The following is a 24,160-nucleotide window of genomic DNA, read 5'->3' on the forward strand; positions in this document are numbered from 1 at the left end:
GACAAGAGGGGCGATGCCGCCTCTTTGGCCGAGGATGGCGTGGACCCGGGCGAGTGTTGGATTGGGGGTATGGGTGAGCGACTGGATGATGTCGGGCTGGCGGTTGCGGCGGTGGAGGCTGGGGCTGCGGTCGTGCGGGAGATGTATGGGACTGCCGTGGTGCGGCACGGGAAGGTGGGGACGGATTTTGCGACGGATGCGGATCTGGCGGCGGAGCGGGCGATTCTTGGGGTGATCGAGGGGGCGCGGCCGGGGGATGCGTTTGTTGGTGAGGAGTACGGGGCTCGCGGTGAATCGACGCGGCGGTGGTTGGTGGATCCCTTGTGCGGAACGCTCAACTTCGCAGCTCGTACGCCGCTCTTCTCGGTGAACGTGGCGCTTCAGGTCGACGGCGAGACGGCCGTCGCCGCAGTCGCGGATCCGTCGTCCGGCGAGATCTTCTGGACCGACGGACAGGCCGCCTGGGTCCGGCATCACGGCGCAGACGCCCCCGCGCAACATCACGGTGCCGACCTCCCCACGCAACATCACGGTGCGGATCTTCCGCTGCATCCGTCGGCCGAGTCGAGGCTGGTGGACGTCAACTTGGATCCGATCAGCGACGGTGGGTTTCTCGGGTCGCGGCTGTTGACCGACGAGGTCTTCCGGAAGACCTTCGCACAGCGGGTGCTGTCGACGACGCTGGCGGTCGCCTGGGTCGCCGCGGGTCGGCGTACGGCGTACGTGACCGATGGGAACCTTCGCGACAGCGTGCACTTCACGGCCGGCCTGGCCCTCTGCCAAGCGGCCGGCTGCATCGTCACCGATCTCCGCGGAAACCCCCTGCACTCCGGCAACGGCGTCATCGCCGCCGCCGACACCGAGACCCACGCAGCCCTCCTCGAGATCATCACCCGCCACCTCCCGGCGAGCTGACGGCACCAGCCGGTACGACGACACCCGGCGACCCGGCTCGACCGACGACCGGCCACCCGCGCTCGACCCGACCCAGATCCCAGAAGGTGGGCGGCGCGGCGTACGGCGTACTGGCGTGGTGTGATCTGGGTTGTGCGTTCTTTGCGGGTTCCGCCGACGGTGATGGTGCTGGGCGGGGTGGTGTCTGTCCAGTTCGGTGGGGCGTTGGCGGCTCGGTTGATCGAGCGGATGGGTGCGGTCGGCACCGTTTCACTCCGGCTGGCGCTCGCGGTGCCGATCCTGCTGCTGATCGCGCGCCCGCGACTGCGGAACCGCACGCGCCGCGACTTCCTGGCGGTAGTTGCCTTCGGCATCGTGCTCGGGTTGATGAACCTGAGCTTCTACCTATCCCTCGAACGGCTCCCGCTCGGCGTCGCCGTGACGATCGAATTCATCGGGCCGCTCGGGCTGGCCGCGGCGATGAGCAGGAAGCGCCGGGACCTGATCGCGGTCGCCGGTGCCGCGCTGGGCGTCGTGCTTGTCAACGGCAACGAACTCCACGCCGTCGACTGGCTCGGCGTCGGGTTCGCCGGACTGGCGGGGGTGTTCTGGGCCGGCTACATCCTGCTGAGCGCCGAGACCGGACGACGGTTCGCGCAACTCGACGGACTGGCCCTCGCGATCGTGGTCAGCACGATCGTCACCGCGCCGATCGGCATCGCCACCGCCGGCCGCGAGATCTTCCATCCGCATGTCGTCCTGACCGGACTCGCGATCGCCGTGCTCTCGTCGGTCCTCCCCTACTCGCTCGAGACGCTCGCGCTCCGCAGGATGAAGCCGGCCGTGTTCGGCATCCTGATGAGCCTCGAACCGGCCGTCGGCGCCACCGCCGGATTCCTGATCCTGAGCCAGCGCCTCGCGGTGATCCAGCTCGCCGGGATGGCCTGCGTCGTCGCCGCCTCGATCGCGATCACCCGCACGTCAGCCTCCGAGGCCCCAGACATCTGAACCCAGCGGGCCGAGTTGAGTCCACCTGACGGAACCAGGAGTCATCGGGTCTCACCCTGCGGAAAGCGCATTCTCACCCGCGCTGATGCCTTGACGACGCGAAGAGATCCGAGGTTGACTAGCCCCCTCCTGATTTCAATCAGATCCTTTTGTATCTCACCTTTCGTTTACCGCCCCCCGAAAGGACCACCGCCCCCATGAGAAGTTTCGCGATCCTCAAATCCCGCTGGGCCGTCGCTGCCGTCGCAGCGGCCAGCCTGGCCGGCCTGACGGCGACCTTCGCCCCAGCCGACGCCTCCACCACGGCTCCCCAGCAAGCAGCGGCACCAGCCGCGGCCGCCGCTCTCCCGGCCGGCTTCAAGAGCGTCGGCTACATGCCGTCGTGGTCCGGCAGCGTCAACGCCGTCCAGTACAGCAAGCTCACCCACATCAACTACGCGTTCGTGCTGCCGAACTCCAACGGCAGCCTGCAAGGCGTTCCGGACGGCGGGAAACTCTCGTCGCTGGTCAGCGCCGCGCACTCCAACGGAGTCAAGGTCTCCCTGTCGATCGGTGGCTGGAACGACGGCAACGACTCCGCGTTCGAAGCGCTCGCGGGCAACTCCGGTTCCCGCACCACGTTCGTCAACGCCGTGATGGGTGTCATCAACCAGTACGGCCTGGACGGCGCCGACATCGACTGGGAGTACCCGGACCCGGGCACCTCCGGCAACAACTACACCGCCTTGATGCAGCAGCTGAGCAACACCCTGCACGCCAACGGCAAGCTGCTCACCGCGGCTGTCGTCTCCGAGGGCGACACGGCGAACGGCGTACAGCCTGCTGTCTTCGGCTACGTCGACTGGCTGAACATCATGGCGTACGACGGCGGCAGCCCGCACGCCAACTACGACTGGTCGATCGCCGCGGCCAACTTCTGGAAGAACCGCGGTCTTCCCAAGGCCAAGACCGTGCTCGGCGTGCCGTTCTACAGCCGTCCCGGTTACCTGACCTACGCACAGATCGTCGCGATGAACCCGAACAACGCGAACGTCGACTGCGTCCAGGCCAACGGCGCGCAGCAGTGCTACAACGGCATCCCGACGATCAAGCGGAAGACCCAGTGGGCGGTCGCGAACGGCGGCGGCATCATGAACTGGGAGCTGTCCCAGGACACCACCGGCGCGACGTCGCTGGTGAGCGCGATCTTCGATGCCGCGGGTGGCACCGGCACGCCGCCGACCGGTAAGACCGGACCGATCACGGGGATCGCCGGCAAGTGCATCGATGTTGCCGGTGGCAACAGTGCGAACGGCACCGCGGTCCAGCTGTGGACCTGCAACAGCAGCATCGCACAGACCTGGACGGTCGGATCGGACGGCACGATCCGGGCCCTCGGCAAGTGCATGGACATCAGCGCCGCCGGTACTGCGAACGGCACCGTCGTCCAGCTCTACGACTGCAACGGGACCGGCGCCCAGTCCTGGCAGGCGCAGTCGAACGGCAACCTGCGCAACCCCAGCTCCGGCAAATGCCTGGACGCCACCGGCCAGTCCTCCGCCGACGGCACCCGCCTCCAGATCTGGACCTGCGCAGCCAGCGCCAACCAGCAATGGACCCTCCCAGCCTGACCCGTACTACGTAGTGCCGAGCTCCCCCACAGCCCACGCCGCGGGGGAGTCTCGTTTACCCCTCAGGAAGGACCCTGACCGACGACCCTGAACACCGGCTGACGGATGTCATGGGTGGGTCGTGACGGTCGAACCAGGAGCGCTGCGCCGGCTGGCAGCAGGATTCTGGGTATGACGACAACGACTGCGGTCACCCTCAGCGGTGTGACCAAGAGGTACGGCAGTGTGCAGGCCGTGGCCGGGGTGGACCTCACGATCCGGTCGGGCGAAGTGGTCGCGATGCTCGGCCCGAACGGCGCCGGCAAGTCCACCACCATCGAGATGCTGCTCGGCCTGGTCCGCCCGGACCAGGGCAGCGTGCAGGTGTACGGCGCGACGCCGGCCGAGGCGATCGCGGCGAGCCAGGTCGGCGTGATGCTGCAGAGCGGCGGCATCATCGAGGACGCGAAGGTCGGCGAGCTGCTGAACCTGGTCGCCGGGTTGCACAAGGACCCGATGCCGGTCGCCGAGGCGCTCGAGCGGGCCGGCATCGCCGACCTGAAGGGCCGCATCATGAAGGGCCTGTCCGGCGGCCAGAAGCAGCGGGTCCGGTTCGCGATGGCGATCATCCCGCAGCCCGACCTGATCGTGCTGGACGAGCCCACCACCGGCATGGACGTCGAGTCCCGCCGTGACTTCTGGGCCTCCATGCACGCCGAGACCGCGCGCGGCCGGACGGTCCTGTTCGCGACGCACTACCTGGAAGAGGCCGACGCGTACGCCGACCGCGTGGTGCTGATGCGCAACGGCAAAGTGGTGGCCGACGGCACCGCCGCGCAGATCAAGGCGACCGTCTCCGGCCGCACCATCCGGGCGACCGTGCCCGGGGCCGACCTGGCCGCACTCGCCGCGCTGCCCGGCGTACGGAATGTCGAAACGCGCGGCGAGGTGGTCCTGCTGCAGTGCGCGGACTCCGACGACACCCTGCGCTACCTGCTGAACAACACCCCTGCCCACGACATCGAGGTGACCTCGGCCGACCTCGAGGACGCCGTACTGGCGATCAGCGCCGCCGAAGAGGAGAGCCTGGCATGAACCTCGACTACCTGAAGTTCGACCTGCGGCGGACGCTGCGCAACCGGCGAGTGGTGATCTTCGCCGTGCTGATGCCGCTCGTGCTGTTCGCCATCTTCGGCCTGACGATCCCCAAGGACGCCAACCAGGACGGGATCTCCGCGATCGCCTACGTGATGGTGAGTATGGCCATCTTCGGTTCGATGTCGGCCGCGATGAGCAGCGGTGGCATCATCGCCGCCGAACGCGACGGCGGCTGGAACCGCACCCTGCGGCTGACCCCGCTGAAGCCGCAGGCCTACGTGATCTCCAAGGTGATCCTGTCGCTGCTGCTCGCGATCCCGCCGCTGGTGGTCGTCTTCGTCTTCGGCATGACGGTCGGCGATGTGCACCTGAGCGTCGGCCAGTGGGTCTCCGTCGCGCTGGTCTCCTGGCTGGGTGCGCTGCCGTTTGCGGCGATCGGCCTGGTCATCGGGTACGTCGCCAAGCCGGACAGCGTGCAGCCGATCACCGGTCTGAGCACCATGCTGATCGCGGCCTTCGGCGGTCTCTGGCTGCCGGTCGACTCGATGCCTTCGCTGATGAAGCACATCGCCCAGCTGACACCGGCGTACTGGACCGGTCAGAGCTCCCGCAGCGCTTTGTCGCAGAGCGGGCTGGACACCCATGCGGTCCTGGTGGTGCTCGGCTGGACGGTCGTCCTCGGCTTCATCGCGCTCCGCCGCTACCGCGCCGACACCGCGCGGGCCTGAAGATAGGTTGATCCTGTGAGTTCCCAGCAGCAGCCCGAGAATCAGGGCGAGTACCAGGTGGCCGGCGCTGCGATCGACAGCGTGCGCCGGCGGCCCGGCCTGGGCTGGCTGCTGGCCGGGGTGTGGCTGTTCTTCCTGAACAAGCCGCTGCAGGTGATCCTCGGGCACGACGACATGGCCGAGCGGGCGCTCGGGCTGGTCGGCATCTTTGGGTTCGCGATCGCCTACATGGCGTTCTTCTGGTACGCCCGAGCCAGGAACATGGCCCGGGTAGAGTCACCGATCGGTCTGCGGCTCGGGTTCATCGCCACGCTGCTCGCCTTCGCCGCGCTGATGCTTCCGGCGGCCGGCGTGACGGCGCTGACCTCGCTGGTCTTCGTCGAGGCCATGGGCATGATGGTGCTGCCGCTGAGCGCCGGGGTGATACTCGGGGCGACCCTGTTGTCCGTCGCCGAGATCGCACTGCACAGCATTCCGGGGTGGCACGACGACGGCAGCTACAGCCTTTCGATCGTGCTCGGCGGGCTCGCGGTCTTCGGCATCCGCCGGGCGATGATGCGCAGCATCGAGCTGACCGTAGCCCGCAAGGAGTTCGCCGAACTCGCCGTCCAGGAGGAGCGGAACCGGTTCGCGCGGGATCTGCATGACATTCTCGGGCATTCGCTCACCGTCATCACGGTGAAGGCGGAGCTGGCCGGGCGGTTGATGGAGGCCAACCCGGCGCGAGCCGCGGCCGAGGTGGCTGACGTGGAGCACCTGGCGCGCGCGGCGCTGGCCGACGTACGGGCTGCTGTTGCCGGGTATCGCGAGTTGAGTCTGGCCGGCGAACTGGTGGCCGCGCGGGCGGCGTTACAGGCGGCTGAGGTGAAGGCCGACCTGCCGACGGTGGTCGACGAGGTGCCGGAGCAGAACCGGGAGTTGTTCGCGTGGGTGGTGCGGGAGGGCGTGACGAACGTCGTACGGCATTCGGGCGCGAAGAAGTGCACGATCCGGCTCGGAGCCTCGTCGGTCGAGGTCGTCGACGACGGGAAGGGGCCTGCGCCCAGCGGGGATTCGACCGGGCATGGGCTGGTCGGGCTGCGGGAACGGGCCGACAAGGTCGGCGCATCGGTCCAGGTGGGGCAGGCGCCGGGCGGCGGATTCCGGCTGGCTGTCAGAGTTGCCTCGTGAGCATCCGACTGTTGATCGCCGACGACCAGGCATTGGTCCGGGGCGCCCTTGCCGCGCTGCTGGATCTGGAACCCGACCTCGAGGTGGTGTCCGAGGTCGGCCGGGGCGACGAGGTCGTCGACGCCGTACTGGCTGCCAAGCCCGACGTGGCGCTGCTGGACGTCGAGATGCCGGGGCTGGACGGGATCGAGGCTGCCTCCGCTCTTCGCACGGCCGCCCCGTCGGTCCGCGTCCTCATGGTGACCACCTTCGGCCGGCCTGGGTACCTGCGGCGCGCGATGGAGGCCGGGGCTGCGGGGTTCGTCGTCAAGGACACCCCCGCCGCGCAGCTCGCCGACGCCGTACGCCGGGTGCATCAAGGCTTGCGCGTAGTCGACCCATCACTGGCTGCTGAAACCCTCGTCGCCGGGACGAGTCCTTTGACCGCCCGGGAATCCGACGTACTACGGTCCGCCCGGGAAGGCGGCACCGTCGCGGACATCGCCCGCGAACTCCACCTCTCCGAAGGCACGGTCCGCAATCACCTCTCCGCCGCCATCGGCAAGACCGGCGCCCGAACCCGCGCGGAAGCAGTCCGCATAGCCATCGACAACGGCTGGCTCTGACGTGCTGGCTGTGTTGCGTCGGGCTGGTTTGTCCTAGGCTGTTCGGCAGGGGGATTCATGAGTATCGAGAACTTCAGTACGAAGAGTCGGCTGGCGGATACCGGGGAGGGGATCACCGGTGACGAGCTGCAACTTGCTGCGCGGAATCATGGGATTCCGCTGGAGGCGTTGCGGTACGACCTGACACCGCCTGGGCTGCACTACGTCCTGGTGCACTACGACATTCCTGCTGCCAACGCGTCGACCTGGCAACTAGACGTGACTGGTTGCGTGGAGCAACCGTTGTCTTTCGGGATGACCGCGTTGCGGGCGATGGGGCGGGAGACCGTCCGGGTGACGCTGGAGTGCGCCGGCAACGGGCGGGCCGGGCTGAATCCGCGGCCGATCAGCCAGCCGTGGCTGGTCGAGGCAGTCGGGACGGCCGAGTGGACCGGCGTACCGCTGGCTTCTCTCCTTCGCGCTGCGGGGCTCCGGAAGGATGCGATCGACGTCGTCTTCACCGGTGCCGACCATGGTTTCGAGCGTGGGGTCGAGCAGGACTACCAGCGTGGCTTGTCGGTTCGGGAGGCTCTCGACTCCGGCGCATTGGTTGCCTGGGAGATGAACGGGCATCCCTTGCCGCCGCAACACGGGTATCCGCTACGCCTCGTCGTACCGGGCTGGTACGGGATGGCGAGTGTGAAGTGGTTGCGCTCGATCGAGGTCATCGACCACGAGTTCACCGGCTTCCAGAACGCGGTCGCCTATCGCATCCGTCAGGAAGCTCACGAGGTCGGCGTCGGCGTCACCCGGATCGAGCCCCGCGCCTTGTTGATCCCACCCGGCTCCCCCGACTTCATGTCCCGGCACCGCATCGTCCCCGCCGGCCCGGTGGTCCTGAGCGGCCGCGCCTGGTCCGGCTGGGCCCCGATCGAACGCGTCGAGGTCTCCGTCGACGCCGGCGTCTCCTGGTCCGAGGCAATACTCGATGCCCGCAGCAACGACCTCGCCTGGCGCGCCTTCGAGTACGACTGGGACGCCACCCCCGGCGAACACGTCCTCACCGTCCGTGCCACCGACGAAAGCGGCCGCGTCCAACCCATCGAGGCCCCCTGGAACCGCGGCGGCTTCGCCAACAACAGCGCCCAACGCCTCACCGTCCTCGTCGTCTGACCCACCGCGTGTCGCACCACCATTCCCAGCCGGTGCAGTTCCATCATGAAAGTGAACACGCACGGTAATCCTCACCCCTCGGGATGGCTGGCGATGAGCGACCTGGACACGGAACTCCACCTCCACGCACGCATCTTCCGCACCGGCACCAACTGGTACGCCGACCTCGACGACGAGCTGAACCCCCAGCCCGACGCCCCCTACTGGCACGGCTCCTACACCACCCAACGAGCCGCCATAGACGCGGCTTGCGCCCGCCTGGCCGCCTACCACCTAACCCACCGCCTCTCCCACCACCAGTTGCCTAAAGCAACCACCTCAGCCTGAATCCCTGCTTCCTGGCCCGCCAGGGTTGGCTGGCGGGCCTGGTTCGGGTCAGCTGGTCTGGCCTGTGGGCATGATGGTTAGTTGTTGGATGTTCACGTGCGGCGGGAGGGAGGCGATGAAGGCGACGGTGGTGGCTATGTCGGATGGGGTTAGCCATTCGAGTTGGGTTTTGGCGGTTTCCAGCCAGGTGGAGATGGTGGGGTCGGTGACGTGGGTCTGGAGTTCGGTGGTGGTGAAGCCGGGTTCTACGGCTGAGACGCGGACGTTCTTCGGGCCCAGGTCAGCGCGTAGTTGCTTGGAGAGTTGGGTGACGTACGACTTGGTCGCGCAGTAGACAGCGAAGTTCGGGTAGGGGTTCTGGGCGCCGATCGACGAGGTGTTGATCAGGTCGGCCACGCCGCGCTCCGCGCCCGCTTGGACCAGCTGCGGGACGAAGGCGCCGATGACGTTCATCAGACCGGTGATGTTGACGTCGATCTGCTGCTGCCACTGGTCGGTGGCGACCTCGTCGATCGGTGCCGGCAGCATCACTCCCGCGTTGTTCAGGACCAGGTCGGTGCCACCGAACTCGGCCGCCACCTGATCGGCGGCTGCCCGTACGGCGGCGACGTCGGTGACGTCAGCGGCGATGGCGAGCGCCGTACCGCCGTCTTTTTCGATCCGCGCGACCAGATCGCTCAACCGATCGGCACGACGGGCGAGTACGGCGACGCGAGCGCCGAGGCCGGCCAGATGCTCGGCCGCGGCTTCGCCGATACCGCTGGAAGCACCAGTGATGACTGCGACGCGACCGGTGAGGGGCTTGGACATGGAAACACCTTTCGGAGCAGGTAGTTGCGACCTATCCAGAACACCAGCTCCGAGCGCTGCTTCGAGGCCCCAAGCAAGGCCTCTCCAGGCAGGTACCAGCAGGGCTACCCAGAACCGAGTAGCGGGCCATCCGATCACCGACACTAGGTATATGGACCGCAGTGCTGACCTCTCCGACTTCCTGCGCTCTCGTCGCGCTCGGATCACCCCTGACCAGGCGGGGATTCTCGAGGACGGCCGTCCGCGCCGGGTGCCCGGGTTGCGCCGCGACGAGGTCAGCCGGCTGGCCGGTGTGAGTACGGAGTACTACACCCGGCTGGAGCAAGGCCGGGCCGGATCACCGTCGCCGGAGGTGGTCGAAGCGCTCTGCCAGGCGCTCCACCTCGACCTCGCCGAACGCGAGCACCTGAACGACCTGCTCGCCAGGCCGAAACCAGTACGCCGTACGGCGGTCTCCCCGCAACGGGTACGCCCGGGCTTGCACCTGCTGCTCCAGACGCTGGACCAGGTTCCCGCCTTCGTCCTCGGCCGGCGTACCGACGTACTGGCAGCCAACCGTCTCGCGCGAGCCGTAGTCACCGACTTCGAGGCGCTACCGGTCCCGCAACGCAACCTGGCTCGCTACTACCTGCTGGACCCGGAGGCCCGGCAGCGAGTCGGCGATTGGGAGCGGATCGCAGCCGAAACCGTCGCCATGCTCCGGCTCGACGCGGGCCGCTACCCGAACGACCGCCGGCTGTCGGACCTCGTCGGCGAGCTGACTCTGCGGTCGCCAGAGTTTCCGGGTTGGTGGAACGAACACCACGTACTGCGGCGCACCCACGGCAGCAAGGTCTACCACCACCCAGAGGTCGGCGAACTCCACTTCTCCTACGAAGCACTCCACCTCCCCGACGACCCCGACCAGATGCTGTGCGTCTACAACGTCGAGCCCGGCTCCGCTACAGCAGAATCCCTCCGCCTCCTGAGCAGCTGGAGCCTGACTAGCCAATAGGCGCTATTCGGGCTTGTTCGACGTGGGACCTCCTATTTTGTAAGGGGTTGAGACGCCTTCGTACGCGAGATGGGTCACCAGGCCTTGGGAGGCGTGCGGGAGGTTGTGGCAATGGTCCATCCAGAGGCCTGGGTTGTCGGCGAGGAAGGCAATTTCGTAGGTTTCGTTGTTGGCAACCTCCAACGTGTCGATCCACCACGGGGTACCGGTGGATGCGGTGCCGTTGCGGGAGAGGACCACGGCGTGGTGGCCGTGGAGGTGCATGGGGTGGGACTGGCCGCTGGTGTTGGAGATCTTCATCCGTACTACGTCTCCCTCCGCGACCATGTACATCGGGACGTCGGGGTATTTGTGGCCGTTGATCGTCCACCAGAGGCCGGGCTTGCCGTCCAGGAAGCCAACCCGGCGGCCGATTCGGTAGTCGAAGGTTCGGTCGGGGTGGGTGACGTCCAGCCCAAGGGGCGAAGGTGTTCCATAGGTCAGCAAATCAACGGTTTCTGACGAGAGAACCCCAGAAGGCGCCGCGCCGATTGCCAAAGTGGCAGTACCGGCGTCCAGACGGAGGCCGGTCGCCGGCACGGTTGCTTCCAGGTCTACGCGGGCGCCGGCTGCCAAGGGAAAGGCCGCAGTTGTCGGGGTCGGGCCGTGGAGGTCTCTGCCGTCGACGGCGAGCACCTTGTACGGCGTACCGACGAGCCCTGTTCGGATCAGGGCGTTGTCGGTGTTGATCACGCGCAAGCGCACCGGCGTACCGGCTGGGAGGTTGAGCGATTGCGATCCTGTGCGGCCGTTGATGGTTCGGCGTCCGTTGTAGGTGTGGATCGTGGCGATGACTTCACCAGGCACCGAAGGACCGATGACGATGGGACCGAACAAGCCGCCTTTGACCTCTTTGTCGGAGGTCTGATGCGAGTGGTACCAATACGTGCCCGCCTGCGCGGCCTTGAAGCGATAGACATGGCGACCACCAACCGGTACTGCGTCCTGCGTGACTCCGGCGACACCGTCTTCGGCATTCGGAACGTCGATTCCGTGCCAGTGCAAGGTCACCCCGGAAGACACCGACTCGTTCACTAAGGTGACCTCGACCAGCTCGCCGACTCGCGCACGGATCAGCGGTCCGGGAGACGTTCCGTTCACCGTGTAGACGTCGACGGATTCGCCGCTGGGCAAGGAGAATTTCTGCTTCCGGGCGACCAGTGTCACCACGACTGACGGCGTACCGGTTGGACCTTTCAGGTCCGCAACGCTCTGACCGCCGTGATGCATGTGCCCGGACGCGGGGCCGCCGCCGTAGTCGGCGTACCCCATGTCCATCGCCGAATAGTTGCCTGGGACAAGGCTGGTCGCCCAGAAGTAGCCCAGCGGTACGAGTACCGCAAGGGCTACCCCCAGAGCGATCAGCAGCCGCTTAGACACTGGGCGCAGGGGTCGGTGATGCGGCTCGGCTGGACGCGGATCCTGCGATGGCGGCGATCGCCAGCCCGTTGAGTCCGTGCAGAACCCCCAACGCAGGAAGGCCGAACGACACCACAGCGAGCAGGAACTGCAGTACGACGAGCCCGACAATGATCCCGGCGAGCATCCGACCACGCGGTACGTCGGCCAGGAACGACAGGATCAGCAACACCAGCGCCAGCAACCCGATGACCATTCCGGCGATGCTGTGATAGCTCTGCCCGAAGTTGCTGTAGTCCGACCCGATCGTCGCCCCGTCGTCGGCGTCCTTCGCGATGGTGAACCCGGACAGCGCGATCGACGCGATCTGCAGCGCGACCGCGATCGCGATCAGGATCGCGACGACCCGGTACGCCGCCCTCATGCCCGCCGCTCCTGCCTACGCCGCTTCACGATGAAGACACCCGCCACGATCAACAGCAGCGGCAGCACCGGCGGATGCCCGCCACCCACCACACACCCGATCGAAGCCAGCACCCCCACCACCGCCAACGCGATCAACAACGGCAACGGCACCCGCCCGAAGAACCCCGGCCCGTACGGCGGCCGCCCGGCGGCACCACCTTTGGTTGACTCTTGCGGAGCCGTCCATGGTGGGCGAGCCCAACCCCACGGGCCGGCCCATCCCTGCTTATCCGAGGAGCCCGGCGCACCCGCCGTACCCCGCGCGCCGGCGTACCCACCGCCTGGCAGGTCGCCGAACAGCGCGGCCAGGTCTGCCTCGGTCTTCGCCTGCAGCGCCTCGCCGACTCGCTCCTGGTGTTCCTCGGCGGTCAGGCGACCGGCTTCGTAGTGCTTGCCGAGTTGCGTGACCGCCTCCTCTCGTTCCTGATCACCGATCCGGATCGGCCCTTCGTTCCCACTCATGACAACTCCTCGATGCTCGCTGATTTCCGACTGCACCGATCGTGTCGTCCGGACCCCCTCGTCCGCGTCGCCTCCGCGGCTACACCTCACCTACTCCATCCGACGCACCCTGCACCCTCGGACGCAGTACGGCGTACTCCCGCTGGCGTACGCCGTACCAGGGATCCCCCAGGGTCCGACCCCCGAAATCCAGATGAACCCACGGTGCCGGCCAGCTAGGGTCGAACGGTCTTCAGCAGGCTCAGCCGGTCCCTAGAGGCGACTTCCTCAGCCGGCATCGAGCCGCGGATTGGACACGTTCCATGCCCGAATCCAGAACCACGAGCACGCCTGCGATCCACACCGAGGCGCTCACCAAGACCTACCGCTACACCGAGCAACAACCTGGCCTTGCCGGCGCCGTCAAGGGCCTCTTTCGCCCCGACCGCCGCGAACGCACAGCAGTCGACGCCCTCGACCTGACGGTTCCGAAAGGCCAGATCATCGGCCTGCTCGGTCCGAACGGCGCCGGCAAGACCACCACGATCAAGATGCTCTGCGGCCTGCTCCGCCCGACCAGCGGCAACCTCGAGGTCCTCGGCCACCAGCCGGCCAAGCGCGGCTACGACTTCCTCTCCAGGATCTCGGTCGTGTTCGGCCAGAAGTCGATGCTCTGGTGGGACGTCTCGACGTACGACTCGCTGCTGATCCACCGCGAGATGTACGCGATCCCAAAACCACGCTTCAACAGCACCGCCTCCGATCTGGCCGAGCGCCTCCAAGTCACCGACATACTGCATGTCCCGGTCCGTAAACTGTCGCTCGGCCAGCGGATGCGCTGCGAACTGATCCTCGCCCTTCTGCACGGGCCGGACCTGCTGTTCGCCGACGAACCCACCGTCGGCCTGGACGTGGTCGCCAAGCTCGCCGTCCGGACCTTCCTCGCCGAGCTGAACCGCGACCTCGGGACGACGATCGTGCTGACCAGCCACGACATGAACGACGTCGAAGCCCTCTGCCAGCGCATCGCCGTCATCAACCACGGCCGCACCATCTTCGACGGCGACCTGCCGGCACTCCGCGAAAGGGCGGACCCCGGCACCGACCTCGACCAGGTGATGTCGAAGCTCTTCACCGAAGCGGCGGCGGACCTATGAGACGGGCCCGCGTACTACGGATCCTGGTGATCCGCGAAGTCACGATCATCCTGCACTACCGCTGGTGGCTGGCCTTCCTCCAGCTCAGCAACATCATCGCCCCGGCGATCTCCCTGCTGGTCTGGCGCGGAGCCATCGGTCACGGTGCGACCCCACCCGTCACCGAGACTTTCCTGACCACCTACCTGGTCCTCGTCAGCATCGTCTCGATGCTCACCAGCAGCTGGACCTCCGGCTTCCTGGCCGAGAGCATCCGCCTTGGTGGGTTGAGTTCCTGGCTGATCCGCCCGTGCTCCACCCACCTCAACGGCATCGCCAACAACCTCGGCGAGAAGATCGTCAAGCTGTGCCTGCTGGTGCCGCTGGTGGCCGTCCTCGGCATCATCTTCCGCAGCCAGGTCGACCTGCCGACAGCGCCGATGAAGTGGCTGACCTTCATCATCTCGCTCCTGGCGGCCGGTGCGATGACGTATTCGCTCGACATCGTGGTCGGTTCGCTGGCGTTCTGGTTCGAGGACGTCTCGGCCATCGACCGGCTGCGTTACCTGCTGTTCGGGATCCTGTCCGGCGCCGTGATCCCGCTCGCCCTGCTGCCGGCCGGAATCCGGAAGTACCTCGACGCGCAGCCGTTCCGCTTCATGGTCTCGTTCCCGCTGGAGGTGCTGCTGGGCCATCCATCCAGGAGCGGCTTCGCCCTCCAGTTCGGCTGGTTCGTAACATTCGTCGGCGCCGCGGTGATCATCTGGCGGGCCGGACTCCGCAACTACCAGGGAGCCGGCGCGTGAAGCGCCATGCGAGGCTGTGGTGGAGTTGCTTCCGGCAAGCAATTCGCCGGGACCTGCAGTTCCGCAGCCAGACCATCGTCAATGCGTTCGCGTCCATCGGTGAGCTCGTCCTCGGCTTGGTCCCGGTCCTGGTCCTCACCGGGACGTCAAAGGCAACGACCGGCTGGAACGGTCCGCTGACCCTGATCGTGGTCGGGATCTACGGCGCTTGCACCGGCCTGATGGACTGCTTCGTCGTACCGAACCTGCGCCGCATCGACGGCTATGTCCGCAAGGGCGAGCTCGACCTGATCCTGGTCCGCCCGGTGAACGCCCAGCTCTTCGTCACCCTGCGCTGGATGGCACCGGCCGAGCTGGGACGCGCCGTCACCGGACTCGCCCTGGCCGCAGCAGGCGCGCACGCAGCACACCTGAAACCAAGTCCAGAACTACTTCTGAAAGCCGGCTTCTGGACCGCGATCGGCTTCGCAGGTTTCAGTCTGCTCTGGTCGAATCTCGTCTACCTCGCGTTCTGGATCGACAGCGCCGAGCCGATCAACGACGTCGCGCTACGCCTGCGCGATGCAGGCCGCTATCCGCTGGCCTACTTCCCGAGATCCGTGCAATACGTCCTGGCCACGATCGTCCCGGCGGGCCTGATCGCAGCGGTGCCGGCCAAGGTTCTGACCGGCACCACTACGGCTCTCGCAGCCGGCCTCGCGCTGATCGCGGCAGCCGCAGTACTGACGATCCTGCACTGGCAGCTGGCGAGCCGCCGTTACAGCAGCGCGAGTTAGGCGTTCGCCGCCAGGATCTTGTTCACATCCTTGTTGGCCTTGATCAGGGAGGACGGATCGGAGGCGAAGGACATCACCGATTCCATCGCCGGCGACATCACCGCGGAGACATCGGCCGCGTTCGGGTTGGCAGGGTAGGGGAACACATCCCCTGCCTCGACCGGCTCGAGGAACGGCGTCACATCCCAACCGGCCTTGGCGAAGGCAGCCTTGGCGGCCGGCATCGACGCGGTGACCGCGGGGAACACGACGCCCGCTTTGGCGACGATGTCCTGCGCGGTCTGGGATCCGAGGAACTTGACCCAGGCCCAGGACGCGTCGCGCCGCGTAGTACCGGCCCAGATCGTGTCGGCCAGTCCGTTCATCATCGACGGCCGCTTGCCGTTCGGCCCCTGGGTAAGCCGGGCCAGCTTGGTTTTCACGCCCTTCAGCCCGGCGTAGGTGCCGAGCATCCAGGATCCGTTCGGCGTCAGCCCGTACTTCCCCGCGCCGAAGCTCGTGGTGATGTCGACGCCGGACTTGGCTTGCGCGTACGTCGGCATGTACCCCTTGGTGATCAGGCTGCGCCACCACCCGATCGTCTCGGTGAACTTCGGGTCGCCGTAGAAGAACTTGGTCCCCCACGGTTGTCCCTCGGAGTACACCCAGCCGTTCGACGCGGCGTACCAGCTCCAGCTGGTCTGACCGTCCGCGCCACCGGCGTCGCCGTAGCCGAGGCCGTAGACCTTGACGTTGTTCTTGTCGAAGCCGGGCTGGTCGCCGCGGCGGCCCTTGGAGTCGACCGTCAGCCGGGCGACGATCTGCTCGAAGGTGCCACCGTCGGACGGGTTCCAGGTCATCGAGTTCAGCTGCTCGGCCGAGATCCCGGCCGCATCGGTGAGCCCGCTGTTGTAGAAGTAGACCTCGGTGTCCCAGTCCTTCGGCAGCCCGTAACGCTTGCCGTCGGCACCGATCCAGCGATCCGCCAGGCTCTTCTGGTAGATGTCCAGCGGAACGTTGTCGCGGGCAACGTAATCGTCGATCGGCAGCACCTGGCCCTTGTCCGCGAACAGCGGGTACTTTGCCGAGTGCGAGGTGAACACGTCCGGCGCCGTACCGGAGATGAACCCGGTGACCAGCTTGTTCCAGTAGTCGTTCCAGCCGTACTGCTCGATCTTCACCCGGTACTGCGGGTTCTGCTGCTGGAACACCTTCGCGCATTCGGTGTACATCGGCAGCTGCGCAGAATCCCACAGCCAGTAGATAACCTCGCCGGCACCCCGGTCCGCGGCACCGTTGTTGCACCCAGCCACCGCGGAAGCAGCCAACCCGGCCATTCCGGCCTTCAGCAATGTGCGTCTCGAAAGATTCATCGCAGCCTCACTTGATCCCGGAGAAGCCGATGGAGTTCGTGATCCGGCGGGCGAACGCCACGAACAGGATGATCATCGGCAGCGCCGCAACCAGCGTAGCCGCCATCAGCCCGGCCCAGTCCGGCCCGCCTTGCGGCGTCTGCGACCGGAACACGCCCAGCGCCACGGTGAGCACCCGGACATTCTCCTGCTGCCCGACCAGCAACGGCCAGAAGTAGTCGTTCCACGAGTTGATGTAGGTGAGGATCGCGAGCGTCGTGATCGGCGCCGCGCTCATCGGGATGACCAGCTTGAAGAAGATCAACCGGTGACCGGCCCCGTCGATCATCGCCGCCTCCTCCAGCTCGCGGTTGATGCCGAGGAAGAACTGGCGCAGGAAGAAGATCGCGAACGGCGTCATGAACGCGGTCGGCAAGATGATGCCGGCGAAGCTGTTCAGCAGCCCGAGGCTCTTGATCAGCGCGAAGTTCGGCAGCGTGGTGAAGATCGGCGGCACCATCAGCGCGGCCAGGAACAGCGCGAACACCTTGTCCCGGCCGGGCCAGCGCAACCTGGCGAACGCGTAGGCCGCCATCGCGCTGAAGAACACCTGGCAGACCGTGGTGACGGTCGAGACGATCAGCGAGTTGCGCAGGTAGAGCCAGAAGTTCACCGCGGCGCCGGAGCCACCTTGGGCCTGCGCCTCGGCGACCGAGGACAGCCCGAGGACGCGCTTGAACGCACCGAGGGTGCTCTCGACCGGGAGCAACGAGCTGGGATGCCCGGGCAACGCGGTGTTGTCCGAGAACGCCGTACGGAGCATCCAATAGAAGGGGAACAAGGTCAGCAGCATCAGCACGATCAGGCAGGCCCAGGCCACGATCCGGCCCACGTTCAGATCCGAAGAGCGCCTCATGCGAGGTCACTCTCCTTCGCCCGCAGCAGCCGCAGCTGCACCAGCGAGACGATGGCGAGAATGCCGAACAGCACCAGCGCCATCGCGGACGCGTACCCGAAGTCGAACCGGGTGAAGGCCCGCTCGTAGATGTAGTAGTAGATGACGCGGGTGGCGTTGATCGGCCCGCCCTGCGTCGTCACCGCGACGGTGTCGAAGATCTGGAACGACCCGATCATGGTGACCACCAGGACCATCGCGAGCACGGGTCGTAGCAGCGGCAGGGTGATCCGCCAGAACGTCTTCATCTCGGTCGAGCCGTCCACCTCAGCGGCTTCGTAGACATAGGACGGAATGGTCTGCAAACCGGCGAACACCAGGAGTGCCGTGTAGCCCATGTGCCGCCAGACGTTGATCAAGGCAACGGTCGGGATCGCCCAGTGCGAGTCGCCGAAGAACGCCACCGGGTCGATCCCGATCCAGCTCAGCGCCTGGTTCACGATGCCGACCTGGTAGTCGAGCATCCAGTACCAGACCAGCGCGACGACCACGTTCGCCACCAGGTAGGGAAGCAGCACCACCGCGCGCACCGTGATCGACTTGGTCAGCCGGTACATCAACATCGCGATGCCGATCGCGAGCACGGTCTGCAGCCCGATGTTGATCACCACGTACTCGACGGTGACGCCGAGCGCGTTCCAGAAGAAGCTGTCCTGCACCATCCGCTCGTAGTTGTCGAGCCCGTTGAATTTCGGCGCCGACAGCAGGCTGTACTCCGTGAAGCTCAGGTAGGCACCACGGAGTGTCGGCCAGATGTAGAACACCACGAAACCGACCGTGGCCGGAACCAGGAAGATCATCGCGACCTTCAGGTCCCCGAGATTTCGTCGTTTCCTGGGGGGACTCGTCGCTACGGCCACGGGCGATCTCCTTCTAATCGATGGCGATAACTTCCAGCAGAACCGCTGTCTCCGGCCACTGCGCCGGGACCTGTACGCCGGCCGCGGCGAGCGCCGCGCCGTTCATCTCCACGCCGTCGGCCCACCAGGGAGCACTGTGCCGCGGCGCTGCACCAGGGGTAGCCAACTTGCGTACCCGATAGACCCGATCCTTGGTGAGGCCCGGCAGCCGGACCCGGCCTAGGTCGGAGGTGATCGACTGAGCCATCTGTACGGCGGAGTACACCGCGCGCGAACCGTCCTGCGCGACCACACCGTGCAGCAGGAAGTCGTCCGAGCCACGATCGGCGCGGACCACCCGGCCGGTGTGCAGCAAGGGCCGGAGCTCCTTGTGCAGCGCGACCCAGCCGGCCAGCTCGGCCCGCTCCTCGGGCGACGCCGTGCTGATGTCCCACTCGATGCCGAAATGACCGAAAATCGCGGTGCTGGCGCGGAAGGCCAGGCTCTGGGTACGACCGGTGGTGTGTGCCTTCGGCGGGCCGACGTGGCAGCCGATCAGCTCCGGCGGCAGCAGCAACTGCGTGTACCGCTGGATCTTCTGCCGCTCCAGCGCGTCGTTGCTGTCACTCCCCCAGACCCGGTCGGTCCGCTCCAGTACGGCGAGGTCGACGCGCGCGCCGCCGGAGGAACAGGACTCGATCTCCAGGCCCGGGTGCCGCCGCTTGAGCTCGTCGAGCAGCCGATAGACCGCCAGCGTCTGCTCGTGGATGCCGGCGGTACCGGTCAACTGGTTGCCGCCATCAACGAAGTCGCGGTTGTGGTCCCACTTCAGGTAGCTGATGTCGTACTCGTTGAGGATGCTGTCGAGCCGCTCGAGCAGGTAGTCGTAGGCCTCCTGGATCCCCAGGTTGAGTCCTTGCTGATGACGAGCGGTCGGTGGCAGACGGTTGCCAGTGGCAAGGATCCACTCCGGGTGCTCGCGGGCCAGGTCGGAGTCGGGGTTGACCATCTCCGGCTCCACCCACAGACCGAACTGCAGGCCGAGGCCGGTGACGTGATCCACCAATGGATGCAGGCCCTTCGGCCAGATGCCCTCGTCGACGTACCAGTCGCCCAGACCGGCGCGGTCGTCACGGCGGCCGCGGAACCAGCCGTCGTCGAGCACGAATCGCTCGGCCCCGACCTCGGCCGCCGCGTCCGCGAGCGCCTTCAGCTTGTCCAGGTCGAGGTCGAAGTACACCGCCTCCCAGGTGTTCAGTACGACGGGCCGGTCCGTCTTCGGGTGATTCGGCCGCGCGCGGAGGTACTCGTGGAAGCGCGTCGACAGTTGGTCGAGGCCCACGCCGTACGAGCCGTAGAGCCAGGGAGTGCTGTAGGTGCCGCCGGTGCCGAGGCGGCCCTCGCCGGGGAGCAGGAGTTCGCCACCACCGATGACGGCGAAACCGCTCATCCCGCGTTCGGCGTACGAGCGATGGTTGCCGCTCCAGGCGGTGTGCACGGCCCAGATCTCGCCGGTGCCGAAGTCGAAGCCCGGCGTGCCGGCGAACAGCAGCAGGGTCGCGTCGGCGCCGGTGCGGCCGCGGCGGTTGTCGCGGACGTGCAGGCCTTGGGTGAAGGAACTCCGCTGCGGGTGCCGCTCGCCGATGTGCCGGCCGGTCATGTCCATCAGCTCGGTGGCCTCGGTCGGCACCGGCAGCGCGAGCGCCAGGCTGTCCACCGTGTACGGCGAATCACCCGTGTTCGTCAGCTCGGCCTTGGTCCGGACCAGACCGGAGTCGGTCAGCTCGACCACGAGCGCCAGGCTGAGCCCGGCCTGCGGGTCGGCGGCGGTGATCTGGACGGTGTTGCCGCTCCGGGCGACCTCGGTGAGCTCGAACTTCGCGGAGAAGTCGTGGCCGTCGCGGTGACCGTTCAGCCCGGGCAGCCCGAACCAGCCGGACGAGTACTCCGGGATCAGCGCGACCGGCTGGTTCTCGTCGAGACCGTTGCCGACCTGCACCGCGCCGGCGCCCCGCCTGAAGTCGGCCAGAGCGGCGTCGGTGAGCTCGCCCAGATCGGCGCCCCAGTGCAGCACGGACGGCAGGCCCGGACCGGAGCAGTCCAGGACGAGGCTCACGCCCGCGGAGCGGAGCTGCAGCACCTTGATGTTCGACACTGTTGATTCACTCTGCCTTTTGATTGGTTTCAGGACGGAACTATTTACCCTGCCGCCAGGGATGTCAATAGCTTCACCAGGTAAAGTAACTACCTTAGCCCTGTGCGCGGTGTCAGCGCGCAGCGAGCCGCGTACGCACCAACAGGTCGTTCAATGCCGGCGCCGCAGAAGGCACCTCAGGCAGCCTCGACGCCGCCTCCGCTTCATCCAGCAGAACCTGCAGCCGTACGACGTCCCGCTCGACCACCTCGGCGCTCGGCCCCTCCACCGGCCCGTGCTCGACCTCGGCCTTGGCCGCCATCAACTCCGGCAGATAGGCCGGCCCACCGACCAGCTCGCGCAGATCAGCCTGCACTTCGCCCGTCCGCATCAGGTGAATCCCGGTCAACAGCACCCGGAAGGTATAGAGCAACGGCTTGAGCTCCCGGGTCTTCCCGAACAACTCCCACTGCGTCTTCCCGAACCCCCGGTAGTGATGCGCATGCCACTTCGTGATGCAGGCGTCCGCAAGCGTCACCAATTCCTCGTGCCCAGGGCTGGTCACCACGACTAGCGGCGACAGCACCTGCTCCAGGACGTAGCCGTTGCGGCGCAGCATCAACCGAAGAAACTTGGCGAGATCGTGCGTGACGAGATCAACTTCGGCCTCGTTCTGGAACCAGGTCCGGTCAAGCGTCTCCGGCCCGGTCTGCAGACCGACAACCTCGCCCACCGGCAAGACGTGCACACCCCGAAGGTCGACATCGGAGTCCTTCGACGGGAAGCCGTAAAGGTGAGCACCTGAGACGGTCGCGAAGAAGAGGTTGTACGGCTGATCCTCGACAATCCCGCGAAGCTCGGTGTAGTCGAGGGTTCTCATGTCACGCGTCATGGCATGGTCGGTGCACAAGGTTGTAGTAAGGCACCGCCCGCGGCGACACCTTGCCGCCGATGACCATCGGCAGGTCGGGCGCAATCAGGAACAAGAGCGCAGCGACTCCCGCAGCGACACCGTGATTGATCACTTCGAGCACGACAAAAGCCAGCAGGAACACCGCCAGAGCGGCCCAGGCCAATCGCTTGCTCACTCCGGTCGAGCCTCGCACGTCACGCTCCTCTTTCGGACTGACTTGAGCCAAGCGTCGACCCTACCGACATCAGGTGTTGCGGGGAGAACGGTTTTGGTGAGGGCCTGGTCGAGCTCCTCGTGCAGTGACAGCCGCCACCGCTCGACGTCCGCCCACGAAGACTCCCCGCGCTTCACCGCCAGCAGCCTCTCCCGATCAGGTCCGACATCGACCATCAACTTGCCTTCAGCAAGCAAAGTGCGGGCCGCCAGCAACAACCTGATCAGGTGCATGACGTGCTTCCATTTCGGCGCTCCGTCGCGCCGGAAATCCGTCTCCAGTTTCTTGAACTGGCTCAGCACATAACCCGAGTAGGTCTGGTAAGCCAGCTGTGACAGGAAAGCTTCCCGAAGCCCGACCAGCTCCTCGCCGAGCGGCGTTTGCTCAACCACCAAAGGCGAATGCAGCACTTCGAGCAGGTTCGGGTTCGCCTTCAGCGCCAGCTCGCAGAACCGCTCGACCTCCCACGAGAACCACTCCGGCTCCGGCCCGTCGACATGCGTCGGCGGCTTCGCGAGCGACCAGAACGCCTCCGTCGGCGCGACATAAACGCCCCGCGTATCGGTGTCCGACGCATCGGTGTCGAGCCCGAACGCCCGTGACCCGACGACCGCCGCATAGATCGTGTGGTTCCGCACCAGCTCGTCCCCGTCGACCTGATCCACAGCGATCGCTTCGTCCTGGTACGCCGTCCGCGGGCTGAGCTGGTCGCGCAAGGCGGTGGCGTCCCGTCCGTCCACGAGGTGCACCGTGTATCGCCCGTCCGGTGTGACCCCGCTGACCCGCCCGGTCGCGCCTCGCTGGGCGGTGCCGCCGTCGGCATCGGGTCGCGCGACCCGTAGTACGACCTGTGTGCCCACCGGCAACTGCGGACCCTCGACTGGCATGCGGCCATGCTCCCCTATCGGCGGACCATCTTGGCATGATCGTGACAGGGCGCGAACATGCCAGCACTCTCGGTCTATCCCCCGGCGTTACCCGGCGGTAGATTCCCGAGCCAGGTGACCGGTCACGGGGTCCGAATCGGCCACCACCCGCCCCTTTTCGGTGAGATGAGGCCAATCGATGAAGATCCATCGCAGTCTGTCCATCGCCAGCGCACTCCTGCTGACCACAACCGCCCTGGTGGTCAGCACCTCCACCGCCCACGCAGACGGCCCCGGCACCGGCACGCCGTACGTCGTATCGGTCGGCGACTCCTACATCTCGGGCGAAGCCGGCCGCTGGGCCGGCAGCTCGAACAACTCCGAGACGCCGGCCGATGCACTCGGCGCGCACGCCTACCACGACAACGCCGCCGGTACGGCGGAAACGATCGCCCGATGCCACCGCAGCCGCTCCGCCGAGGCGTACATCGGCGGTGGCGTCAACGGGCTGGACCTGGCCTGCTCCGGCGCCGCCACCGCGACCTCGAACGGCGACGACTTCAAGCCCGGCCTGGACTTCTACGACGACGGCAACGGCCATCTCGGCCAGGCGAAACTCCTGCAGCAGTTCGCGTCCACCCACAACGTGAAGCTGGTGGTCGCCTCGATCGGCGGCAACGACTTCAACTTCGCCTCGATCGTCCAGTCCTGCGTGACCGACTTCCTGACCTCACCGACCTGGTTCAAGGACTACTGCAAGGACGACTCGTCGGTGGTCGCGAACTTCACCAGCGCCAACGTCACCGCCGTACGGGGCCGGATCGCGACATCCTTCCAGAACCTGCGGACGGCGATGCGCAACGCCGGGTACGCCGACAACGCGTGGACGTTGCAGGTGCAGACCTACCCGTCACCGATCCCGAACGGCAGCGCCTTCAGGTACGGCGAGAGCGGCTACGGCCGGCAGAGCACCGGCGGCTGCGGTTTCTGGAGCGCCGACGCCGACTGGGCCAACAGCACCGCGCTGGCAACGATCAACAACACCGTCCGGACCGCGGTCACCCAATCCGGGCTCGCGAACACCCGCATCCTGGAACTCCAGTCCGCCTTCAACGGCCGCCGTCTCTGCGAGTCGACCGTCGGCCTGTACGAAGAGGTCGGCCTCTCCTCCTGGACCCAGCCGACCGCGGTCGACAAGACCGAATGGATCAACCAGATCCGCACCGTCACCACGATCGGCTCGAACTACTTCATCCAGGAATCCCTGCACCCCAACTACTGGGCCCAACTGGCGCTGCGCTCCTGCGTCCGCCAGTCCTACACCCTCAACCGCGGCGGCACCTGCACCATCACCGGCCCCGGCCTCGTCAACGGCGAACCCCGGATGACCTTGAACTGAAAACCAAGAGGAAGTGTTCGGTGTTGGGGTAATTTACAAAAACCAACCAACAGTAAAACTCTACTTTTTTTTATTTAATAATCAAAACGGGCGCTGGTTTTCGCGGTTAATT

Annotated in this window: 25 protein-coding genes; 14 read left to right on the forward strand and 11 right to left on the reverse strand. The window is 66.6% G+C overall.

What is annotated here, in order from left to right:
* Window positions 1–69 precede the first annotated feature (69 nt).
* The 9 genes from ABZ004_RS17435 to ABZ004_RS17475 all read left to right on the forward strand — a co-directional run bounded on the left by ABZ004_RS17435 (window position 70) and on the right by ABZ004_RS17475 (window position 8,571).
* Entirely contained in the window at window positions 70–915 is an 846-nt protein-coding gene (locus ABZ004_RS17435) for an inositol monophosphatase family protein (RefSeq protein WP_355680880.1), read from the forward strand.
* Window positions 916–1,047: 132 nt separating this feature from the next.
* Window positions 1,048–1,902 carry an EamA family transporter gene (locus ABZ004_RS17440; RefSeq protein ID WP_355680881.1) on the forward strand — a complete coding sequence of 285 codons (855 nt, stop codon included), beginning with the start codon at window positions 1,048–1,050 and terminating at the stop codon, window positions 1,900–1,902.
* Window positions 1,903–2,099: 197 nt separating this feature from the next.
* Complete coding sequence (locus tag ABZ004_RS17445; RefSeq protein ID WP_355680882.1) at window positions 2,100–3,512, forward strand: glycosyl hydrolase family 18 protein; 1,413 nt, start codon at window positions 2,100–2,102, stop codon at window positions 3,510–3,512.
* A 171-nt stretch (window positions 3,513–3,683) separates the two neighbouring features.
* Window positions 3,684–4,586 (forward strand): ABC transporter ATP-binding protein, encoded by a 903-nt coding sequence (locus tag ABZ004_RS17450; protein WP_355680883.1) that lies wholly within the window; start codon window positions 3,684–3,686, stop codon window positions 4,584–4,586.
* Window positions 4,583–5,317: an ABC transporter permease gene (locus ABZ004_RS17455; RefSeq protein ID WP_355680884.1), complete on the forward strand. Its 735-nt coding sequence runs from the start codon at window positions 4,583–4,585 to the stop codon at window positions 5,315–5,317. The genes ABZ004_RS17450 and ABZ004_RS17455 overlap by 4 nt, the downstream gene beginning before the upstream one ends.
* A gap of 15 nt (window positions 5,318–5,332) precedes the next feature.
* Window positions 5,333–6,487, forward strand: a complete 1,155-nt coding sequence (locus ABZ004_RS17460) for a sensor histidine kinase (protein WP_355680885.1) — start codon at window positions 5,333–5,335, stop codon at window positions 6,485–6,487.
* A complete protein-coding gene (locus ABZ004_RS17465; protein ID WP_355680886.1) occupies window positions 6,484–7,092 on the forward strand; it encodes a response regulator transcription factor in 609 nt (202 codons plus the stop codon). The genes ABZ004_RS17460 and ABZ004_RS17465 overlap by 4 nt, the downstream gene beginning before the upstream one ends.
* A 57-nt stretch (window positions 7,093–7,149) precedes the next feature.
* Window positions 7,150–8,244 carry a sulfite oxidase gene (locus tag ABZ004_RS17470; RefSeq protein WP_355680887.1) on the forward strand — a complete coding sequence of 365 codons (1,095 nt, stop codon included), beginning with the start codon at window positions 7,150–7,152 and terminating at the stop codon, window positions 8,242–8,244.
* A 93-nt stretch (window positions 8,245–8,337) separates the two neighbouring features.
* Window positions 8,338–8,571, forward strand: a complete 234-nt coding sequence (locus tag ABZ004_RS17475) for a hypothetical protein (protein ID WP_355680888.1) — start codon at window positions 8,338–8,340, stop codon at window positions 8,569–8,571.
* 48 nt (window positions 8,572–8,619) lie between these two features.
* On the opposite strand, the gene ABZ004_RS17480 is transcribed toward ABZ004_RS17475, so the two are convergent.
* Window positions 8,620–9,381, reverse strand: a complete 762-nt coding sequence (locus tag ABZ004_RS17480; protein ID WP_355680889.1) for an SDR family oxidoreductase — start codon at window positions 9,379–9,381, stop codon at window positions 8,620–8,622.
* A 151-nt stretch (window positions 9,382–9,532) separates the two neighbouring features.
* Here ABZ004_RS17480 and ABZ004_RS17485 point away from each other — a divergent pair, with 151 nt between their 5' ends.
* Window positions 9,533–10,375, forward strand: a complete 843-nt coding sequence (locus tag ABZ004_RS17485; RefSeq protein WP_355680890.1) for a helix-turn-helix transcriptional regulator — start codon at window positions 9,533–9,535, stop codon at window positions 10,373–10,375.
* A 3-nt stretch (window positions 10,376–10,378) separates the two neighbouring features.
* Here the strand turns inward: ABZ004_RS17485 and ABZ004_RS17490 are convergent, their stop codons facing one another.
* From ABZ004_RS17490 to ABZ004_RS17500, 3 genes are read right to left on the reverse strand one after another with little or no spacing between them, the layout of a single operon-like run.
* Window positions 10,379–11,794 (reverse strand): multicopper oxidase family protein, encoded by a 1,416-nt coding sequence (locus ABZ004_RS17490; protein ID WP_355680891.1) that lies wholly within the window; start codon window positions 11,792–11,794, stop codon window positions 10,379–10,381.
* Entirely contained in the window at window positions 11,787–12,197 is a 411-nt protein-coding gene (locus ABZ004_RS17495) for a hypothetical protein (protein WP_355680892.1), read from the reverse strand. The genes ABZ004_RS17490 and ABZ004_RS17495 overlap by 8 nt, the downstream gene beginning before the upstream one ends.
* On the reverse strand, window positions 12,194–12,700 hold the full coding sequence (locus tag ABZ004_RS17500) for a DUF1707 domain-containing protein (protein WP_355680893.1): 507 nt from the start codon (window positions 12,698–12,700) through the stop codon (window positions 12,194–12,196). Before ABZ004_RS17500 ends, ABZ004_RS17495 begins: the two co-directional genes overlap by 4 nt.
* A 302-nt stretch (window positions 12,701–13,002) precedes the next feature.
* Here ABZ004_RS17500 and ABZ004_RS17505 point away from each other — a divergent pair, with 302 nt between their 5' ends.
* The 3 genes from ABZ004_RS17505 to ABZ004_RS17515 are packed head-to-tail and all read left to right on the forward strand — an operon-like array spanning window position 13,003 to window position 15,397.
* The gene (locus tag ABZ004_RS17505) at window positions 13,003–13,836 is read left to right on the forward strand and encodes an ATP-binding cassette domain-containing protein (RefSeq protein ID WP_355680894.1); all 834 of its coding nucleotides are present in this window, start codon (window positions 13,003–13,005) and stop codon (window positions 13,834–13,836) included.
* Window positions 13,833–14,621: an ABC-2 family transporter protein gene (locus ABZ004_RS17510; RefSeq protein ID WP_355680895.1), complete on the forward strand. Its 789-nt coding sequence runs from the start codon at window positions 13,833–13,835 to the stop codon at window positions 14,619–14,621. The genes ABZ004_RS17505 and ABZ004_RS17510 overlap by 4 nt, the downstream gene beginning before the upstream one ends.
* Complete coding sequence (locus tag ABZ004_RS17515; protein ID WP_355680896.1) at window positions 14,618–15,397, forward strand: ABC-2 family transporter protein; 780 nt, start codon at window positions 14,618–14,620, stop codon at window positions 15,395–15,397. The genes ABZ004_RS17510 and ABZ004_RS17515 overlap by 4 nt, the downstream gene beginning before the upstream one ends.
* On the opposite strand, the gene ABZ004_RS17520 is transcribed toward ABZ004_RS17515, so the two are convergent.
* From ABZ004_RS17520 to ABZ004_RS17550, 7 genes are all read right to left on the reverse strand, one after another.
* On the reverse strand, window positions 15,394–16,749 hold the full coding sequence (locus tag ABZ004_RS17520; RefSeq protein WP_355680897.1) for an extracellular solute-binding protein: 1,356 nt from the start codon (window positions 16,747–16,749) through the stop codon (window positions 15,394–15,396). The two genes, ABZ004_RS17515 and ABZ004_RS17520, sit on opposite strands and share 4 nt — an antisense overlap.
* Window positions 16,750–16,756: 7 nt before the next feature.
* On the reverse strand, window positions 16,757–17,644 hold the full coding sequence (locus tag ABZ004_RS17525) for a carbohydrate ABC transporter permease (protein WP_355680898.1): 888 nt from the start codon (window positions 17,642–17,644) through the stop codon (window positions 16,757–16,759).
* A complete protein-coding gene (locus ABZ004_RS17530) occupies window positions 17,641–18,543 on the reverse strand; it encodes a sugar ABC transporter permease (protein ID WP_355680899.1) in 903 nt (300 codons plus the stop codon). The genes ABZ004_RS17525 and ABZ004_RS17530 overlap by 4 nt, the downstream gene beginning before the upstream one ends.
* A 13-nt stretch (window positions 18,544–18,556) precedes the next feature.
* Window positions 18,557–20,677 (reverse strand): alpha-galactosidase, encoded by a 2,121-nt coding sequence (locus ABZ004_RS17535; RefSeq protein ID WP_355680900.1) that lies wholly within the window; start codon window positions 20,675–20,677, stop codon window positions 18,557–18,559.
* A 112-nt stretch (window positions 20,678–20,789) separates the two neighbouring features.
* Window positions 20,790–21,536, reverse strand: coding sequence for a nucleotidyltransferase domain-containing protein (locus ABZ004_RS17540; protein ID WP_355680901.1), 747 nt, complete (start codon window positions 21,534–21,536; stop codon window positions 20,790–20,792).
* Window position 21,537: 1 nt separating this feature from the next.
* Entirely contained in the window at window positions 21,538–21,762 is a 225-nt protein-coding gene (locus ABZ004_RS17545; protein ID WP_355680902.1) for a hypothetical protein, read from the reverse strand.
* Window positions 21,741–22,670 (reverse strand): nucleotidyltransferase domain-containing protein, encoded by a 930-nt coding sequence (locus ABZ004_RS17550; protein WP_355680903.1) that lies wholly within the window; start codon window positions 22,668–22,670, stop codon window positions 21,741–21,743. Before ABZ004_RS17550 ends, ABZ004_RS17545 begins: the two co-directional genes overlap by 22 nt.
* A gap of 178 nt (window positions 22,671–22,848) precedes the next feature.
* Here ABZ004_RS17550 and ABZ004_RS17555 point away from each other — a divergent pair, with 178 nt between their 5' ends.
* Entirely contained in the window at window positions 22,849–24,048 is a 1,200-nt protein-coding gene (locus tag ABZ004_RS17555) for a hypothetical protein (protein WP_355680904.1), read from the forward strand.
* Window positions 24,049–24,160: the final 112 nt, after the last annotated feature.

The organism is Kribbella sp. NPDC006257 (assembly GCF_040613535.1).
Taxonomy (GTDB): domain Bacteria; phylum Actinomycetota; class Actinomycetes; order Propionibacteriales; family Kribbellaceae; genus Kribbella.

Excerpts from the sequence above, each read along its gene's own strand:
- ABZ004_RS17435 (WP_355680880.1), top strand. The coding sequence starts at position 70 with ATGGGTGAGCGACTGGATGATGTCGGGCTGGCGGTTGCGGCGGTGGAG.
- ABZ004_RS17445 (WP_355680882.1), top strand. The coding sequence starts at position 2,100 with ATGAGAAGTTTCGCGATCCTCAAATCCCGCTGGGCCGTCGCTGCCGTC.
- ABZ004_RS17450 (WP_355680883.1), top strand. The coding sequence starts at position 3,684 with ATGACGACAACGACTGCGGTCACCCTCAGCGGTGTGACCAAGAGGTAC.
- ABZ004_RS17455 (WP_355680884.1), top strand. The coding sequence starts at position 4,583 with ATGAACCTCGACTACCTGAAGTTCGACCTGCGGCGGACGCTGCGCAAC.
- ABZ004_RS17470 (WP_355680887.1), top strand. The coding sequence starts at position 7,150 with ATGAGTATCGAGAACTTCAGTACGAAGAGTCGGCTGGCGGATACCGGG.
- ABZ004_RS17475 (WP_355680888.1), top strand. The coding sequence starts at position 8,338 with ATGAGCGACCTGGACACGGAACTCCACCTCCACGCACGCATCTTCCGC.
- ABZ004_RS17480 (WP_355680889.1), bottom strand. The coding sequence starts at position 9,381 with ATGTCCAAGCCCCTCACCGGTCGCGTCGCAGTCATCACTGGTGCTTCC.
- ABZ004_RS17485 (WP_355680890.1), top strand. The coding sequence starts at position 9,533 with ATGGACCGCAGTGCTGACCTCTCCGACTTCCTGCGCTCTCGTCGCGCT.
- ABZ004_RS17495 (WP_355680892.1), bottom strand. The coding sequence starts at position 12,197 with ATGAGGGCGGCGTACCGGGTCGTCGCGATCCTGATCGCGATCGCGGTC.
- ABZ004_RS17500 (WP_355680893.1), bottom strand. The coding sequence starts at position 12,700 with ATGAGTGGGAACGAAGGGCCGATCCGGATCGGTGATCAGGAACGAGAG.
- ABZ004_RS17505 (WP_355680894.1), top strand. The coding sequence starts at position 13,003 with ATGCCCGAATCCAGAACCACGAGCACGCCTGCGATCCACACCGAGGCG.
- ABZ004_RS17510 (WP_355680895.1), top strand. The coding sequence starts at position 13,833 with ATGAGACGGGCCCGCGTACTACGGATCCTGGTGATCCGCGAAGTCACG.
- ABZ004_RS17520 (WP_355680897.1), bottom strand. The coding sequence starts at position 16,749 with ATGAATCTTTCGAGACGCACATTGCTGAAGGCCGGAATGGCCGGGTTG.
- ABZ004_RS17525 (WP_355680898.1), bottom strand. The coding sequence starts at position 17,644 with ATGAGGCGCTCTTCGGATCTGAACGTGGGCCGGATCGTGGCCTGGGCC.
- ABZ004_RS17540 (WP_355680901.1), bottom strand. The coding sequence starts at position 21,536 with ATGAGAACCCTCGACTACACCGAGCTTCGCGGGATTGTCGAGGATCAG.
- ABZ004_RS17550 (WP_355680903.1), bottom strand. The coding sequence starts at position 22,670 with ATGCCAGTCGAGGGTCCGCAGTTGCCGGTGGGCACACAGGTCGTACTA.
- ABZ004_RS17555 (WP_355680904.1), top strand. The coding sequence starts at position 22,849 with ATGAAGATCCATCGCAGTCTGTCCATCGCCAGCGCACTCCTGCTGACC.